Genomic DNA, 15,035 nt, shown 5'->3' with positions numbered 1-15,035 from the left:
GAATAGCGCCCAAACTTTGAGAAAAGACTAATTTCAATCAAGCGGCGCCATTCAGCGTCTCGTCCACGTTAGCCACCCACTGGCGACGTAATTCCAAACCGAGCCGACAATCGCCCCGGCGATGCCCGCGATCCACCAGCCGTGGAACTGGTCGTAGACCAGGCTGCCGATGCCGACATTGGCGACGGCGCCCAGCGAGCAGACGAGATAGAAAGAGAGCAGGCCACCGATCCAGGCGAAGCCCTTCAGCTGCCGGTCGCGATAAGTGAACCGATTGTTCAATGCGAAGTTAAAGGTCATTGCTCCAACGACCGCCGCAGCTTGCGACCAGGCGAAGGCCAAGCCCAGCGCGTTGAGCGCAAGATCGAGCAACAACAGATGCACGCCGACGCCAAGCATCCCAACCGCACCGAACTGCACCAGCTTGACCGGCACGAAGCGGCCGACGGTCTTGTCGAGCAATAGTTCGACATATTCGAGCGCGACCATTTCATCGAGCTTGCTGGCTCCATGCTGCCGCGTGCCGAAAGTGTAGCCGACCTCCGCGACCTTGAGCGGGCGAGGCATGGAAGCCACCAGATCGAGCAATATCTTGTAGCCGACATTGCTCAGGCGGGGCGCAGCTTCGAGCAGGACGTCACGCCGTACGGCAAAGAAGCCGCTCATCGGGTCGGACAGGCGCGTCTTCATAATCGGGCCAGCGAGCGCGGTGGCGAACCGGCTGATTTTCAGTCGGCTTTCGGCCCATTCGCCAGTCGAGCCGTTACCGGCATATCGCGTGCCGATCGCCAACTCATGGCCCTGGTCGGAAATGGCACGAAAAAGGTCAGGCAGGATTCGCTCATCATGCTGCAGATCGGCATCGATCACCGCGACAATCGGCGTAGTCGATGCCAGCGCGCCCTCGACCACGGCCGAGGAAAGACCGCGGCGGCCGATGCGGCGGACCATGCGGACGCGGCGATCCGACTGGGCAATGCCAGTAAGCAGTTCCGGCGTGCCGTCGGTCGAACCGTCATCGACGAAAATTGCCTCCCACTCGATCCCGGCGAGCGCGATGCCGAGCTTTTCGAGCAAAGGCTTGACGTTGCCGGCCTCATTAAGCGTCGGAATGACCACGCTCAACTGCAGCGGTGCTTCGCGGGCAATGGTCTGAAGTTCAACGGCCTGGTGCAGCATTTATCGATACCCTGCGGAGTGAAGGCATCATCCAAGCAGTTTAAGGTGAAAGGAGTGTTAACTCCCGCTATCGCGCAAGGTCGCGGCGTTGCCAGATATGAAGTGTCCGGATCTCCACGGCGCCATCGGCGGGGACATGGGCGATCTCTCGGTAATTCGCCAAAAGCTCCCGATCGAGAAGATCTCGAACGGCAGCGGACTGCTTCGGTCGCTTGTCATCCTGCGTTACGACGATCGCTGGTCGGGCGGCGAAGATGCGCGCGATCTCGGTTTGTTGGTCCACGCCTATTGAGCTTGCCTCGGTCGCCAACGTCAGATGATAGGGGAAAAGATAGGTCGTCAGCCGGCAGGCGGGCACTGCTGCGTAGAGCCCTACCGGGCCGTTGGCGACATATAGACAGCCTCCATGACGCCTATCTTGGACGGTAGCCGCGATGCGTCGGAAATCGGCCGCAGCGCGCCGGTTGGCGCCCCAATCGGTCAGCCGTCCGCTGATGATACTGGAGGCAACCAATGCGACGAAAAGCGGAAGGCCGATCTTCTGGTCATATGCGCGGGCGGCCATGATCGACAGAGGAACCAACATTGGCAAGGCATAGTGAGGGAAGAAATTGGGAATGAGGAGGTAGCCGACAAAAGCTGCCGCAACCCACATTGCGGCAAGGCGATGGGCGAGGGAGGCTTTTGATTCCTTCCATCCGGCAACGGCGCCGATCCCCGCCGCCAGCAACAATGGGCCGCCGAATAGGACCAGATAACCGACGCCAGCCAGTGCCGACCGATCGGCCCCCGACGTCTTGGCGAAGATCGATAGATAGCTGGCCTGCACGTAAGTCGCCACCGCATCCTCGCCGTGTGCCGCGAACAATGCGACACCCAGTATAGTAGGGAGCAGCGCTACAACGATCATCGTCGCCGCCATCGCGATATTGCGCGCCATTCGTTCGCCTGCACGGTGGAGCAGGAACAAGAACGCCAACCCGAAGAAGACGCCTTCCGCAACACTAACCTGCTTGATCACCAATGCTGCGCCACAGAGCGCCATTGCCGCGACCGCGCGACGCCTGACGACCGACGCGTCGACGTTGGTACTCGATGCAAGCAACAACAGGCCGGCGGCCGCCATGAACAGGTTATAAAAGACGGGGGATTGGCCCGATTGGCCCCCGAAGAGCGGTAGAGTCAGCAGGTAAGTGAACGCCGCGAGTAGCGCGCTGCGCGGACTGGCGATCCGCAAAGAGGCAGCGCGTACAAAGATAGCGGTCCCCGCCGCGAAAAGGGTTGCGGCAATCTGGACCGCCAAAATGGACCGATCCACACCGGCGAAGGCACCATAAAGCAGGAACAGCCCGACCGGCTTGCGATCCCATATGTCGAGGATCGGCCAGATCCCATGCCACATCGATCGGCCGACCAGCCAGTAAAACTGGTCATCCATGTCCACCAGCGGATTGCCGAACGTGACGGCGCGCGTGGCGAACGCGGTAATCAGGATTAATAGCAGAGCCACCGGGCTGCGCGCCCAGCGCGGCGAATTACCCGCCTTAGATATCATTCGCGGGCCGGGAGAGGTCTGGGACAATAGCCGGGGCAGGACCCAAATCGCGACGCTGCCAAACCTGCAAGGTGGCCAGCGAGGGCGAAGCGTCGGGGCCGATCATCGCGACCAGTTGGTAATCGTCACGCAGGGCGTCGCGCAAGAGCCGTTCGGTCGCCGGATTGTGGCGCCGCGCGGTTGAAGGCTGAAAGGTTATAACTGCAGGGCGTTCGACGAGGATGCGCCGGGTTTCGGCAACCGTGTCCACTCCGATCGAATTGACCTCAGTGATCAGGTTGAGATGGCCGGGGAATAGGTAGGGCGTCAGCCAGCAAGCAGCGGTTGAGCGATAGAGCCATGTCGGGCCTTCATTAACCAGGATGCAGCCGCCCTTACGGGCTTCGTCCACGGAATGGGAAAGGCGCGCGTAGGTTTCCACATCGGCTCGGTTCGGCGACCAGGCAATAACTTCGCCGGCTATCACGCTAAATGCGACCAGCGCGGCGAAAATCGGCAGCCCGGTCCTGCGATTGAGAATGATCCCTGCGCTGACGCTGAGCGGCACGATCATCGGCAGTGCATATTGGTCGTAAAATTGCGGTACGATCAAATAGCCACCGACCGCCGCCAACAACCAACCTAAAAGCAATCGTGCTCGAATATCGGCGCTGTTTCGCAACCGTTCGACAAGCCCGAGTGCCGCGAAGGCGATTAGCGGTCCCATAAACAGGAGTAAATAGAGCAGCCCGGCCTTCTGGGCTCCGAAACCCAGCGAATTCTTTTGGAATATCGAGATGAAATTGGCGTGAAAGAAGGCGGCAAAAGCCTCTCGTCCTACCAAGGCATAGCCGAGCATCGGGACTAATGTCGGCAGAAGGGCGATGACGATCATAGCTGCCGCATTTGCCGCAATGGTCGCTGGTGACATGCCGCGGCGAAGCATCAGCCATAGAAAGGCCAGGCCGAAATATGCGCCCTCGACCACTGCGACCGGCTTCATCGATATTGCCAGCCCGCAGCCGATCATGGCCAGGAAGGCGAAACGGCGGATTTCCTTTGGCTCGGCATCAGCAGCCTTGAACTGCGCCAGGGCCGCCAGCGCCATTGGTAGGTTGAAGAATACCGGTGCTTGCGCCGTCTGGCCCGAAAACATCGGCAGCATGAGCAGGTAGACCGCACCCGCCAATGTCGCGCCCTGATTGCCCGAGAAGATCAGTACAATCCGGCGCACCACCAGCGCCGTCGCAAACGCGAACAACAGGGCAATGATGTCCATCATCAGGATCGACGCCCCGCCCAACCGCGCGATTAATGCGAACAAGGCGAATAGGCCGAACGGTTTGCGGTCCCAGATGTCGATATAGGGCCAATTGCCATGCCACATGGCGTCGCCGACGAGCAGATAGAATTGATCGTCGGGGTTAGCGACAGGGTTGCCGAGCGCGACGTAGCGCGTGGCAATCGCCACTAGGAGTAGGAATAACGCTGCCTTGAAGCTCCACGCCGAAGCAACATGATCCGTCTGGCGGGCGGCGAAGGCTCCCCCGCCAGATGCCACGTTATTCGCCGGCGCTTTCCGCCAGGACGGTCAGTCCATTGTCTCCGACTTCGGCGAAGCCGCCTGCGACGTTAATGCTCTCGGGCTGGCCGCCCGCGGTTTTGTAGATCTTGAGTTCGCCGTCCTTGAGCACGGTCATGACAGGCGCGTGGCCGGCCATTGCGCCGAAATCGCCTTCGACGCCGGGAACGACGACCATGTAAACGTCTTCCGAACGAACCAGCCGCTCTGGGGTCACCAGCTCGAAGTGAAGGTCAGCCATCGTTCCTATTTCTTTCCCTCGATCGCAGCGTCGAAGACCGACGCCGCTTTCTCGAACTTATCCCGGCAGCCCGGGTTGCAGAAGCCGACGACTTCGCCCCGATATAGCGTCAGGCTGTCGGCACTGACCGGGTCGCCGGACCAGGGGCAGCGCTCATTGACGCAATCTTCCAGGCGAAGGTTTCCGGCCATTATGCTTCGTGAGCCATCTTTTCAGCCTTGGCGACAGCCTCATCGATACCGCCAACCATATAGAAGGCCGTTTCCGGCAGATGGTCGTAATCGCCGCTGACGACCGCCTTGAACGAACGAATCGTATCTTCGATCTGAACGAATTTGCCGGGGATGCCGGTGAACACTTCGGCGACGTGGAACGGCTGCGACAGGAAGCGCTGGATCTTGCGGGCGCGGCTAACGGTGAGCTTATCTTCTTCCGACAGCTCATCCATGCCGAGGATGGCGATGATGTCCTGCAGCGACTTGTACTTCTGCAGCGTTTCCTGGACCGCGCGAGCGGTCTCATAATGCTCCTGGCCGACAGTCCGCGGCTCGAGCACGCGGCTGGTCGAGTCCAGCGGATCGACCGCGGGATAGATGCCAAGTTCCGAAATCGCACGCGACAGAACGGTCGTGGCGTCCAAGTGGGCGAACGAGGTCGCGGGCGCCGGATCGGTCAAGTCGTCGGCCGGAACGTAGATGGCCTGCACCGAAGTGATCGAGCCCTTGTTGGTCGACGTGATGCGCTCTTGAAGCTGTCCCATGTCGGTCGCCAGCGTCGGTTGATAGCCCACCGCCGAAGGAATACGGCCGAGCAGCGCCGACACTTCCGAGCCCGCCTGGGTGAAGCGGAAGATGTTGTCGATGAAGAACAGCACGTCCTGGCCTTCGACGTCGCGGAAATATTCGGCCTGGGTCAGGCCCGAGAGTGCGACGCGGGCACGGGCGCCCGGCGGCTCGTTCATCTGGCCGAACACCAGCGCAACCTTGGAGCCTTCGCTGATCGCGTTGCCGTCCTTGTCCTTGGCAATAACACCCGCCTCGAGGAACTCGTGGTAGAGATCGTTACCCTCGCGCGTACGCTCTCCGACGCCGGCGAACACGGACGTGCCGCCGTGGCCCTTGGCGATGTTGTTGATCAACTCCTGGATCAGCACGGTCTTGCCGACTCCGGCACCGCCGAACAGGCCGATCTTGCCGCCCTTGGCGTAGGGGGCGAGGAGGTCGATGACCTTGATGCCGGTGACCAAGATCGAGCTGTCGGTCGACTGGTCGACGAACAGTGGTGCCTCGGCATGGATCGGGGAAAACATGTCGCTACCGATGGGGCCGCGCTCGTCGATCGGCTCTCCGATAACGTTCATGATGCGTCCCAACGTCTTGGGTCCGACCGGCACGCTGATTTGGGAGCCGGTGGCGGTAACGCGCTGGCCGCGGGTCAGGCCCTCGGTCGCGTCCATCGCGATCGTGCGAACGATATTCTCACCGAGGTGCTGCGCGACCTCGAGAACCAGGCGCTGGCCATTATTGTCGGTCTCGAGCGCCGCGAGGATCGGCGGAAGCTCACCCTCGAACGCGACGTCGACGACCGCGCCGATGACCTGCGCGACCTTGCCGACGATATCGCCGGTGATCGGAACAGTCGCGGTGGTCGCCGATGCAGCGGCCTTCTTGCTGCGGGGCTTGGCGGGAGCGGCGGTGGCCATGGTCAGTTTCCTTGCCTTCTAGTCCGTTAGAGCGCTTCGGCGCCTGAGATGATTTCAACGAGTTCTGTCGTGATCGCCGCCTGGCGTTGGCGGTTGTACTGGATCGACAGGCGATTGATCATATCGCCTGCGTTGCGCGTCGCATTGTCCATCGCGGTCCTCTGCGATCCGTAGAAGCCCGCCTGATTCTCAAGCAGTGCGCGATAGATTTGCACGGTGATGTTCTTGGGCAGCAAAGCGGCGAGGATTTCTTCCTCGTCAGGCTCATATTCAACCGCTGCGGCAGCGGCGGAGTCCGCCTTATTGCCGGTGACAGCCGCAGGAGGTGCCGCCGGAATAATCTGATCGACCTGCGGTTCCTGCGATAGCACCGACTTAAACTCGCTATAGGCGAGATGCGCGACGTCGAACTGACCGCTGTCAAACCGGTCGATGATGTCGTCGGCAATGGCCTGAGCATCGGAATAGGCGGGAGCCTTCATGGCCAGCGTGTCATGCTGGCCGATGATCGCCTTGGGATAGAATCGCTGGATCGCCGGGCGGCCCTTGCGGCCAACGATGTAGAACAACACCTGCTTGCCATCGGCCAACAGGTCCTCGGCCTTCTTTCGCGCGGCACGGACGATATTGGTGTTGAACGCGCCTGCCAGCCCGCGATCGCCAGTGACGACTATAATCAGGTGGGTCGCGTCCTTGCCCGTGCCCGCGATCAGCTTGTGCGACTGCGGGCCGACCGTGATCCGGCTGGCCAGCGAGCTCACTACCTCGGCGATGCGGTTCGAATAAGGCCGGGCTGCCTGCGCGTTCTGCTGCGCACGACGCAGCTTCGACGCCGCGACCATGTTTAGCGCCTTCGTGATCTTCTGCGTCGACTTCACCGAGCCGATGCGAAGTTTCAATGCCTTGAGGCTGGCCATCGCCGCTTGGTTCCTAGCTTACGCGAACTGCTTGCCGAACGCGGTCAGCGCGTCCTTGAGCTTGGCGGCAGTGTCGTCGTCAAGGACCTTGGTGTCGCGGATCGCCTTCAAGACGTCGGCATGTTCCGACCGGAGGAAGCCGAGCATTGCGGCCTCATAGCGGGTGACGTCCTTCACATCGACGGTGTCGACGAAGCCGTGGGTGCCCGCATAGATTGACGCAACCTGCTCTTCGACCGGCATAGGCTGGAACTGCGGCTGCTTCAGCAGCTCGGTCAGGCGCGCACCACGAGCGAGAAGCCTCTGGGTCGAAGCGTCCAGATCCGATCCGAACTGGGCGAAGGCGGCCATTTCGCGATATTGGGCGAGCTCGAGCTTGATCGAGCCGGCGACCTTCTTCATCGCCTTGGTCTGCGCGGCCGAGCCGACGCGGCTGACCGAAAGGCCGACGTTGATCGCCGGGCGGATGCCCTGGAAGAACAGGTCGGTTTCAAGGAAGATCTGGCCGTCGGTAATCGAGATGACGTTGGTCGGAATATAGGCCGACACGTCGCCTGCCTGGGTTTCGATGATCGGCAACGCGGTCAGCGAGCCGGAGCCGTTGTCTTCGTTCATCTTCGCGGCGCGCTCGAGCAGGCGTGAGTGAAGATAGAACACGTCGCCCGGGTAGGCTTCGCGGCCCGGAGGACGGCGCAGCAGCAGGGACATCTGGCGGTAGGCGACGGCCTGTTTGGAAAGGTCGTCATAGACGATCACGGCATGCATGCCGTTGTCGCGGAAATATTCGCCCATGGTCACGCCCGTGTAGGGCGCGAGATACTGCAGCGGGGCCGGCTCAGATGCCGTCGCGGCGACGACGATCGAATATTCCATCGCCCCATTTTCTTCGAGTGCGCGGACGATCTGGGCGACGGTCGAGCGCTTCTGGCCGATGGCGACGTAGATGCAGTATAGCTTCTGGCTCTCGTCCTTGCCTGCATTGACCTGCTTCTGGTTGATGAAGGTATCGAGCGCCACGGCGGTCTTGCCGGTCTGGCGATCGCCGATGATCAGTTCGCGCTGGCCGCGGCCGACGGGAACCAGCGCATCAAGCGCCTTGAGCCCGGTTTGAACCGGCTCGTGCACCGATTTCCTGGGGATGATGCCTGGCGCCTTCACTTCAACGCGGCTGCGCTTCTCAGCGACGATCGGTCCTTTGCCGTCGATCGGGTTGCCGAGCGCGTCGACAACGCGACCGAGCAGGCCCTTGCCGACGGGCACGTCGACGATGGTTCCAGTGCGCTTGGCGGTAGAGCCTTCCTTGATCGCGGCGTCGGAGCCGAAGATCACGACGCCGACATTGTCGGCTTCGAGGTTGAGCGCCATTCCCTTGGTGCCGTCCTCGAACTCGACCATTTCGCCCGCCTGGACGTTGTCGAGCCCGTGGATACGGGCGATGCCGTCGCCGACCGACAGCACGCTGCCGACTTCAGAAACCTGCGCGTCGGCGTCGAAATTCGCGATCTGGTCGCGAATGACGCGGGAAATTTCAGCGGCGCGGATATCCATGTTCAGCCTTTCATCGCCAAAGCGAGATTATTGAGTTTGGTGCGGATCGAAGCGTCGATCATCCGGCTGCCGAGCCGGACAATGAGGCCTCCGAGAAGTTGAGGTTCGACCTTGGCCTCGATCGTGACGTCGCGGCCGAGCCGGGTCTTCAAATTGGTCTTGAGCCGGGCGACCTGGTCATCGTTCAGCGGATAGGCCGATGTCACCTCGGCGGTAGTTTCGCCCCGTGCGTTGGCAGCGAGCGTGCGGACCGCCTTGATAACGGCCTTGAGCTCGCTGAGCCGGCCATTGTGCGCCAGCACGCCGAGGAACTTGGCTGTGATCGCGTCAATGCCCAGGGTGGGGACCAGTGCACGGATCGCCTTGCCGGCATCAGTGCGGTCGATCAACGGGCTGGTGGCCAATGTCCTGAAATCAGCCGATTCGTTCATCGCCGCCTCGATCTTTTCGAGGCTGCGGATCACCGCATCGATCTGCTTTTCATCACGGGCAAGGCCGAACAGAGCAGTTGCGTAACGCCCTGCTAAGCTGGCCTGAATGCCGCCGGAATTCTCCACGCGCTCGAAGCTCCAGACATAGAAATGTGCCCCATGCATTGAACGGGGCACAGCAGTGTAAACCGCGCGCCCCTCATGGGATGGCGCGCCCCTAGCAGGGGGTCGGCGAGGATGCAAGGACTCCAAAAGCCTTCATGCTGAACTTGGCGATTGTTTGGCCGCAAGACGCGGGAAGCGCGCGCATCGGGGGTCCGCTATTGCACTGCCATGACTTACAAAATTGCAGGCCTTGAGCCCTCCGCCTTTGCCCATTTGTCCAACCTCAGCGAAGCCGAGCTTGCCGAGCATGGCGCCGTGCGCATGACAGCGGACAAAAAACCCGGCTTCCCTTGCCGCCTCACGCTTGACGATGCTGAAATTGGCGAGACGCTATTGCTCGTCAACCACTGCTCGCACGAAGGTAAAAATCCATACCGCGCGAGCCACGCCATCTTCGTCAGCGAAGGAGTGACCGAAGCCGCGAAGTATGAAGGCGAAATTCCACCGGCGCTCGATCGCCGGATCTTGTCACTGCGCGCCTTCGACGGCGACGGAATGATGGTTGATGCAGCGCTTGCCCAGCCGGGCGAGGCGGACAGTATAATTCGGCGCCTGTTCGCGGACGCGCAAGTCGATCACATCGACGCTCACAACGCGATCCGGGGTTGCTTCGCCGCTCGGGTAGATCGCGGCTAAATCTCCTTGCTGAAGAACCGGGTGAAGGGTGTGTCCGTATAGTCCCCGAAGGGGCCTGTCCGTTCAAACCCTTCCTTCTCATAGAGCTGGTTGGCGGCCGCAAATTGGTCCGTTGAGCCGGTTTCAAGTCGGATGCGGGCCATGCCCTCCAGTTTCGCCGTCGCGATCAGATGGCCGAGCAACGCTTTGCCGACCCCACGTCCCAGCGCCGCGTCCGCAGTGCGCATTGACTTGATTTCACCTTCAGCGCCGCCAAGCCGCTTGAGCGCGCCACAGCCCAGCAACGCGCCACGCTCGCGCAATGTGAAGAACCGAATCGATTGGTCCTTCAGTCCGTCAACCGGCAGGACGTGACAGGCCTCGGGCGGCGAACCTGCCTGCATCTCGGCAAAATGCTGGGCTAGCAGTATCCGCACGTCATCAAGATCAACTTCGCCCTCGAAAATTTGCCACATGCACCTACCTCTTCACTTTGACCGCAAGCCGTGGGAAGCGCGACCTAAGCCGGTCACCTATTTTGGGTCCATGCTGATGCGAACAATTGACATTGATGCCGCCTGGTCCGCCTTCGATCGCCGCGACCGGAGCTGGGACGGACGGGTGATCGGCGCGGTCAAGACGACGGGGATCTACTGCAAGCCCAGTTGTCCGGCTCGCCGCCCGAATCGGGAGAATGTCGAGTTCTTCCTGGATGGCGATTCCGCACGCTCAGCCGGCTATCGGCCGTGCCTGCGTTGCAAGCCGGACGAGGTCGGCCGCGACCGCGAGGCTGTGGCAAAGGCAGTCAGGCTGATCGAGCAAGCTGACGAGCCGCCGTTGCTCGCCGACCTGGCCAGCGCGGTTGGCTATGCCGAACATCATTTCCAGCGAATCTTCACCCGCGACATGGGCGTTTCGCCCGCGGCTTACGCTCGTGCGATCCGGGCTCGTCGGGCAGAAGCGCATCTGGACGAGGACAAACCCGTGACCGCAGCCATCTACGATGCCGGCTACCAGGCGCCCAGCCGCTTCTACGCCGATGCGAAGCAGCGGCTTGGGATGACGCCGTCGGCCTGGCGCGACGGCGGGCGGGGCGAGACGATCCGATATGTCGTGACCGAAAGCCCGCTCGGACCTCTGCTGGTAGCGGCGACACCCAAGGGCATCTGTCGTTTGACTTTTGACGAGGACGAGAGCGCGCTTCGGAGGCGCTTCCCCAATGCCGACATTCGCCCCGATGATGGCACGATCGCTCCGTGGGTTGAGGGCGCTCTAGCGGCGATCGATCGACCGCAGGCCGCACCCGAACTGCCGATCGACGTGCATGGCACGGCCTTTCAGGAGGCTGTGTGGCAGGAGCTGCGCAAGATACCGCTTGGCGAGACCCGCAGCTATGCCGACATCGCACGGGCGGTTGGCGATCCGAACGCCACCCGCGCCGTAGGAACCGCTAACGGCTCCAACCCGGTCGCCGTGCTCGTGCCGTGCCACAGGGTGATCCGCTCCGACGGGACGTTGGGCGGCTACGCCGGTGGACTGGATCGGAAGAAGAAATTGCTCGCTGCGGAAGGGGCAATGATTCCGCAGCCGGATCTCAATCTTTAGAGAAAGCTGTAAGGATCGACGTCAACCGCCACGCGGATCTTGCTTCCCCACTCCAGCTCGCCCAGCCAGTCGCGGATGACATCTTGCACGTCCAGCTTGCGAGCGGCGTGGACCAACAGGCGTTGGCGATGGCGTCCACGTAACATGGCGAGCGGAGCAGGCGCGGGGCCGAATACCGCCATCCCCTCGACCTTTGGTGCCGCATGGCCGATGCGGCGAGCAACTGCTTCGGCGTCGCCTTTGTCCTCCGCCGAGACAATGATCGCGGCCAGGCGGCCGAACGGCGGCATCGCCGCCTCGCGCCGAGCCTCGGTCTCGGCGGCGTAGAAGCCGGGCGCGTCGCCCGAGACCAGCGCCGCAATCACCGACGCTTCCGGGTCGTGGGTCTGTACCAACACTCGCCCCGGCTTGTCGCCGCGGCCGGCGCGCCCCGCGACCTGCTGTATCTGTTGGAAGCTGCGCTCGGCTGCGCGAAGATCGCCACCCTGGAGGCCAAGGTCGGCGTCGACTACTCCGACCAGTGTCAAATTGGGGAAGTGATAGCCCTTGGTAACCAGCTGCGTTCCGACGACGATGTCGATCTCGCCGGCGTCCATCGCGCGAACGAATTCCGCAGCGCGGGCTGGCGACCAGATGGTGTCGCTGGTGACGATCGCGGTTCGCGCGTCTGGAAATAGCGCGCTTACCTCGTCGGCGATCCGCTCGACCCCGGGTCCGCAGGCGACGAGGCTGTCCTCATCGCCGCATTCCGGGCAAAGGCGCGGCGGCGGCATGACATGACCGCAATGGTGGCAAGCCAGCCGGTGCATCAACCTATGCTCGACCATCCAGGCGGTGCAGTTGGGACACTGGAACCGATGCCCGCAAGTCCGGCATAGGGTGAGTGGCGCGAAGCCGCGGCGATTGAGGAACAGCAGTGATTGCTCGCCAACGGCGAGGTTGGCTTCTAGTTCGGCGACTAGGCTTGGCGCCAGCCAACGGCCGCGCGGCGGTGGGTCCTGGGTCAGGTTGACCGCGCGGATCGCGGGCATTTCGGCAAGGCCATGACGCTCGGTCAGCTTGAGCTCGCGATAGCGGCCGATTTCGACCATGTGCCGCGTTTCGATGGCTGGAGTGGCGGAGGCGAGGATTACCGGGATTTCCTCGAAATGCCCGCGCATCACGGCCACGTCTCTAGCGTGATACTGAACGCCCTCTTCCTGCTTGAATGACGGCTCATGCGCTTCGTCGACCACGATCAAGCCCAGCTTGGCGTAAGGCAGAAACAGGGACGAGCGCGCTCCGACCACGACGCGAGCGTCGCCGCTGGCGATCGCGCGCCAGGCGCGACGGCGTTGTGACGAACGCAGGTCCGAATGCCAGGTGACCGGCTCGCAGCCGAAGCGAGCAGTGAAGCGGGTAAGGAACGGTTCGGTCAATGCTATCTCGGGCAATAGGACCAGCACCTGCTTGCCCTGCCTGATCGCTTCGGCGATCGCTTCGAAATAGACTTCCGTCTTGCCTGATCCGGTCACTCCGTCGAGCAGGATCGGGTCGAAACCCCGTCCGATCGCTTGTTTCAGGCTGTCCGACGCCTGCAGCTGCTCGGCATTTAGTAATGGCGGTGCAAAGCCAGGGTCAGGGGCAGGAAATGGTTGGTCTCCGTCGACCTCAATCCGTTCAAGTGCGCCGGCGTGCACCAGCCCGCGCATAACCGCCTCGCTGACCTCGGCATGGGCGGCAAGCTCTCGGACTGTGCCTTGCCGGCCGTCGATCCTGCTCAGCGCTTGCTCCCGTTGCGGGGTGAGGCGGGGAGGGACGGCGCCGGTAGAGTGATATTCGACCAGCCGTCGCGGACCGGCCAGGGCTGCTGACGATGGCATCACCATTCGAAGGACCGCTGCGAGCGGGGAAAGATAATAGTCCGCCGTCCATTCGCACAGACGGCGGAGAGGAGCGGGGATTGGCGGGACACCTACCAGCCCGGCCAGAGGCCGCAGTCGGTTGTCGCCGACTTCTTCGGTCTTGAGCCGATCGGCTTCCCAGGCAACGCCGATTAGCTGTCGCGGGCCGAGCGGTGCGACGACCACTCTGCCCGGCTCAACCGCCATCCCATCTGGAACCCGATAGTCGAGGGGGCCAAGCGCCGCGTTGAGCGTCACCACCCGAACGCGGGGCAGCGCCATGTCCCGGTCTAACGCCCCCGCTTCTTGCGGTGGCTGTCGAGATCGAGGACGGCGCTTTCCTCGCTGTCCTCAGGCAGCAGGCCGAGCCGGCGGGCAACTTCCTGATAAGCCTCGGCCTCGCCGCCGAGATTCTGGCGGAAGCGATCCTTGTCGAGCTTTTCGTTCGACTTCATGTCCCAAAGGCGGCAGCCATCCGGCGAAATCTCATCGGCCAGGATGATGCGGCTGAAATCGCCGTCATAGAGCCGACCGAACTCCAGCTTGAAGTCGACCAGGCGAATGCCGATGCCGGCGAACAGTCCGCACATGAAATCGTTCACGCGGATCGCCATGTCGGCGATGTCGTTCATCTCGTCCTGGCTGGCCCAGCCGAAGCAGGCGATATGCTCGTCGGCGATCATCGGATCGCCCAGCGCATCGTCCTTGTAATAATATTCGATAATCGTGCGGGGCAGTTGCGTGCCTTCTTCGATCCCCAACCGCTTCGAAAGCGAGCCGGCGGCGACATTGCGCACGACCACCTCGATCGGCACGATTTCAACCTGGCGGACCAGCTGTTCCCGCATGTTGATGCGGCGGATGAAGTGGGTTGGGACGCCGATTGTTTGCAGCGCGACGAAGATATGCTCCGAGATGCGGTTGTTGAGCACGCCCTTGCCGCTGATCGTGCCGCGTTTCTGGGCGTTGAACGCCGTCGCGTCGTCCTTGAAATATTGGATAAGCGTACCGGGCTCGGGGCCTTCGTAAAGGATCTTGGCCTTACCTTCGTATATCTGGCGGCGACGAACCATAGGTGCTGAAGACTCCGGCAAGAAACGAGAAGAGGGGCGGCTATAGGCGAGCCGTCCCTCGTCCGCAATTGAGCGCGAAGTTCAACCTTCGATGATGTCGAAGTGCACTACCTCCGGCTCCAGTTCGAGCAGGAATGCCGGGTCGAAATCATAATATTTGGCGCGGGTCATATCATGCCCGGCAAAGCGGTGGATCGCTGCTTCATCCTCCCAGAGGGTGAACATTTCCACATGGACGATGTCACCCTCCTGGCGATGCAGGCACAATGCGCCGCGGTTGCCCTCGGTCGAGCGATAGTCGGGAAGCCCGACGGTCGCCATCAGCTCCAGATATTCCTCCGCCTTTGCGGCGGGGACGCGGCCATGCCATCTCCGTGCGATCATTGCTGGTCAGCAATCCCCGCTACAGTAGCGTTGCCGCGACCAGTGCGATTCAAGGCGTGACGACGCCGACATGCCGCGGAAGGCGTCGGCGATCGCTTCGAACAAAAGGGCGAAGTCGTCGCCAAGCGTGTCAGGCTTGGCGAAGACCGTGCCGTGATTGATGTCGAGTCGCATCT

16 protein-coding genes are annotated in these 15,035 nt (G+C 62.1%); 2 read left to right on the top strand and 14 right to left on the bottom strand.

Annotated features, from left to right (window positions below; genetic code table 11):
• Nucleotides 1-51: 51 nt before the first annotated feature.
• From LVY65_RS05525 to LVY65_RS05485, 9 genes are all read right to left on the bottom strand, one after another.
• The gene (locus tag LVY65_RS05525) at nt 52-1,179 is read right to left on the bottom strand and encodes a glycosyltransferase family 2 protein (RefSeq protein ID WP_235066985.1); all 1,128 of its coding nucleotides are present in this window, start codon (nt 1,177-1,179) and stop codon (nt 52-54) included.
• Between the two features lie 67 nt (nt 1,180-1,246).
• Nucleotides 1,247-2,689: a hypothetical protein gene (locus LVY65_RS05520; RefSeq protein ID WP_235066984.1), complete on the bottom strand. Its 1,443-nt coding sequence runs from the start codon at nt 2,687-2,689 to the stop codon at nt 1,247-1,249.
• 34 nt (nt 2,690-2,723) lie between these two features.
• Nucleotides 2,724-4,274, bottom strand: a complete 1,551-nt coding sequence (locus LVY65_RS05515) for an ArnT family glycosyltransferase (protein WP_235066983.1) — start codon at nt 4,272-4,274, stop codon at nt 2,724-2,726.
• A gap of 1 nt (nt 4,275) precedes the next feature.
• Nucleotides 4,276-4,536, bottom strand: a complete 261-nt coding sequence (locus tag LVY65_RS05510) for an ATP synthase F1 subunit epsilon (RefSeq protein WP_235066982.1) — start codon at nt 4,534-4,536, stop codon at nt 4,276-4,278.
• A 5-nt stretch (nt 4,537-4,541) separates the two neighbouring features.
• Nucleotides 4,542-4,727, bottom strand: coding sequence for a glutathione S-transferase (locus tag LVY65_RS05505; RefSeq protein ID WP_235066981.1), 186 nt, complete (start codon nt 4,725-4,727; stop codon nt 4,542-4,544).
• Nucleotides 4,727-6,238, bottom strand: coding sequence for a F0F1 ATP synthase subunit beta (gene atpD / locus LVY65_RS05500; RefSeq protein WP_235066980.1), 1,512 nt, complete (start codon nt 6,236-6,238; stop codon nt 4,727-4,729). Before atpD ends, LVY65_RS05505 begins: the two co-directional genes overlap by 1 nt.
• Nucleotides 6,239-6,264: 26 nt before the next feature.
• Complete coding sequence (locus LVY65_RS05495) at nt 6,265-7,155, bottom strand: F0F1 ATP synthase subunit gamma (protein ID WP_235066979.1); 891 nt, start codon at nt 7,153-7,155, stop codon at nt 6,265-6,267.
• 18 nt (nt 7,156-7,173) lie between these two features.
• Entirely contained in the window at nt 7,174-8,703 is a 1,530-nt protein-coding gene (atpA, locus tag LVY65_RS05490) for a F0F1 ATP synthase subunit alpha (RefSeq protein WP_235066978.1), read from the bottom strand.
• A gap of 2 nt (nt 8,704-8,705) precedes the next feature.
• Entirely contained in the window at nt 8,706-9,260 is a 555-nt protein-coding gene (locus LVY65_RS05485) for a F0F1 ATP synthase subunit delta (protein ID WP_235067179.1), read from the bottom strand.
• 207 nt (nt 9,261-9,467) lie between these two features.
• Here LVY65_RS05485 and LVY65_RS05480 point away from each other — a divergent pair, with 207 nt between their 5' ends.
• Entirely contained in the window at nt 9,468-9,935 is a 468-nt protein-coding gene (locus LVY65_RS05480) for a DUF1203 domain-containing protein (RefSeq protein ID WP_235066977.1), read from the top strand.
• Here LVY65_RS05480 and LVY65_RS05475 read toward each other — a convergent pair.
• Entirely contained in the window at nt 9,932-10,390 is a 459-nt protein-coding gene (locus LVY65_RS05475; RefSeq protein WP_235066976.1) for a GNAT family N-acetyltransferase, read from the bottom strand. The two genes, LVY65_RS05480 and LVY65_RS05475, sit on opposite strands and share 4 nt — an antisense overlap.
• A gap of 76 nt (nt 10,391-10,466) precedes the next feature.
• Between LVY65_RS05475 and LVY65_RS05470 the strand changes: the two genes are divergently transcribed.
• Nucleotides 10,467-11,519 (top strand): bifunctional transcriptional activator/DNA repair enzyme AdaA, encoded by a 1,053-nt coding sequence (locus LVY65_RS05470; RefSeq protein WP_235066975.1) that lies wholly within the window; start codon nt 10,467-10,469, stop codon nt 11,517-11,519.
• On the opposite strand, the gene LVY65_RS05465 is transcribed toward LVY65_RS05470, so the two are convergent.
• The 4 genes from LVY65_RS05465 to LVY65_RS05450 form a co-directional block, all read right to left on the bottom strand.
• The gene (locus tag LVY65_RS05465; RefSeq protein WP_235066974.1) at nt 11,516-13,684 is read right to left on the bottom strand and encodes a primosomal protein N'; all 2,169 of its coding nucleotides are present in this window, start codon (nt 13,682-13,684) and stop codon (nt 11,516-11,518) included. The two genes, LVY65_RS05470 and LVY65_RS05465, sit on opposite strands and share 4 nt — an antisense overlap.
• Nucleotides 13,685-13,692: 8 nt before the next feature.
• The gene (gene purC, locus LVY65_RS05460; protein ID WP_235066973.1) at nt 13,693-14,475 is read right to left on the bottom strand and encodes a phosphoribosylaminoimidazolesuccinocarboxamide synthase; all 783 of its coding nucleotides are present in this window, start codon (nt 14,473-14,475) and stop codon (nt 13,693-13,695) included.
• Nucleotides 14,476-14,556: 81 nt separating this feature from the next.
• On the bottom strand, nt 14,557-14,859 hold the full coding sequence (locus tag LVY65_RS05455; RefSeq protein WP_235066972.1) for a hypothetical protein: 303 nt from the start codon (nt 14,857-14,859) through the stop codon (nt 14,557-14,559).
• Between the two features lie 6 nt (nt 14,860-14,865).
• Complete coding sequence (locus LVY65_RS05450) at nt 14,866-15,033, bottom strand: hypothetical protein (RefSeq protein WP_235066971.1); 168 nt, start codon at nt 15,031-15,033, stop codon at nt 14,866-14,868.
• Nucleotides 15,034-15,035: the final 2 nt, after the last annotated feature.

The organism is Sphingomonas cremea (assembly GCF_021502585.1).
Taxonomy (GTDB): domain Bacteria; phylum Pseudomonadota; class Alphaproteobacteria; order Sphingomonadales; family Sphingomonadaceae; genus Sphingomicrobium; species Sphingomicrobium cremea.
Note: the sequence above shows the minus strand (reverse complement) of the source record. Positions and strands in the feature narration are given on the sequence as shown.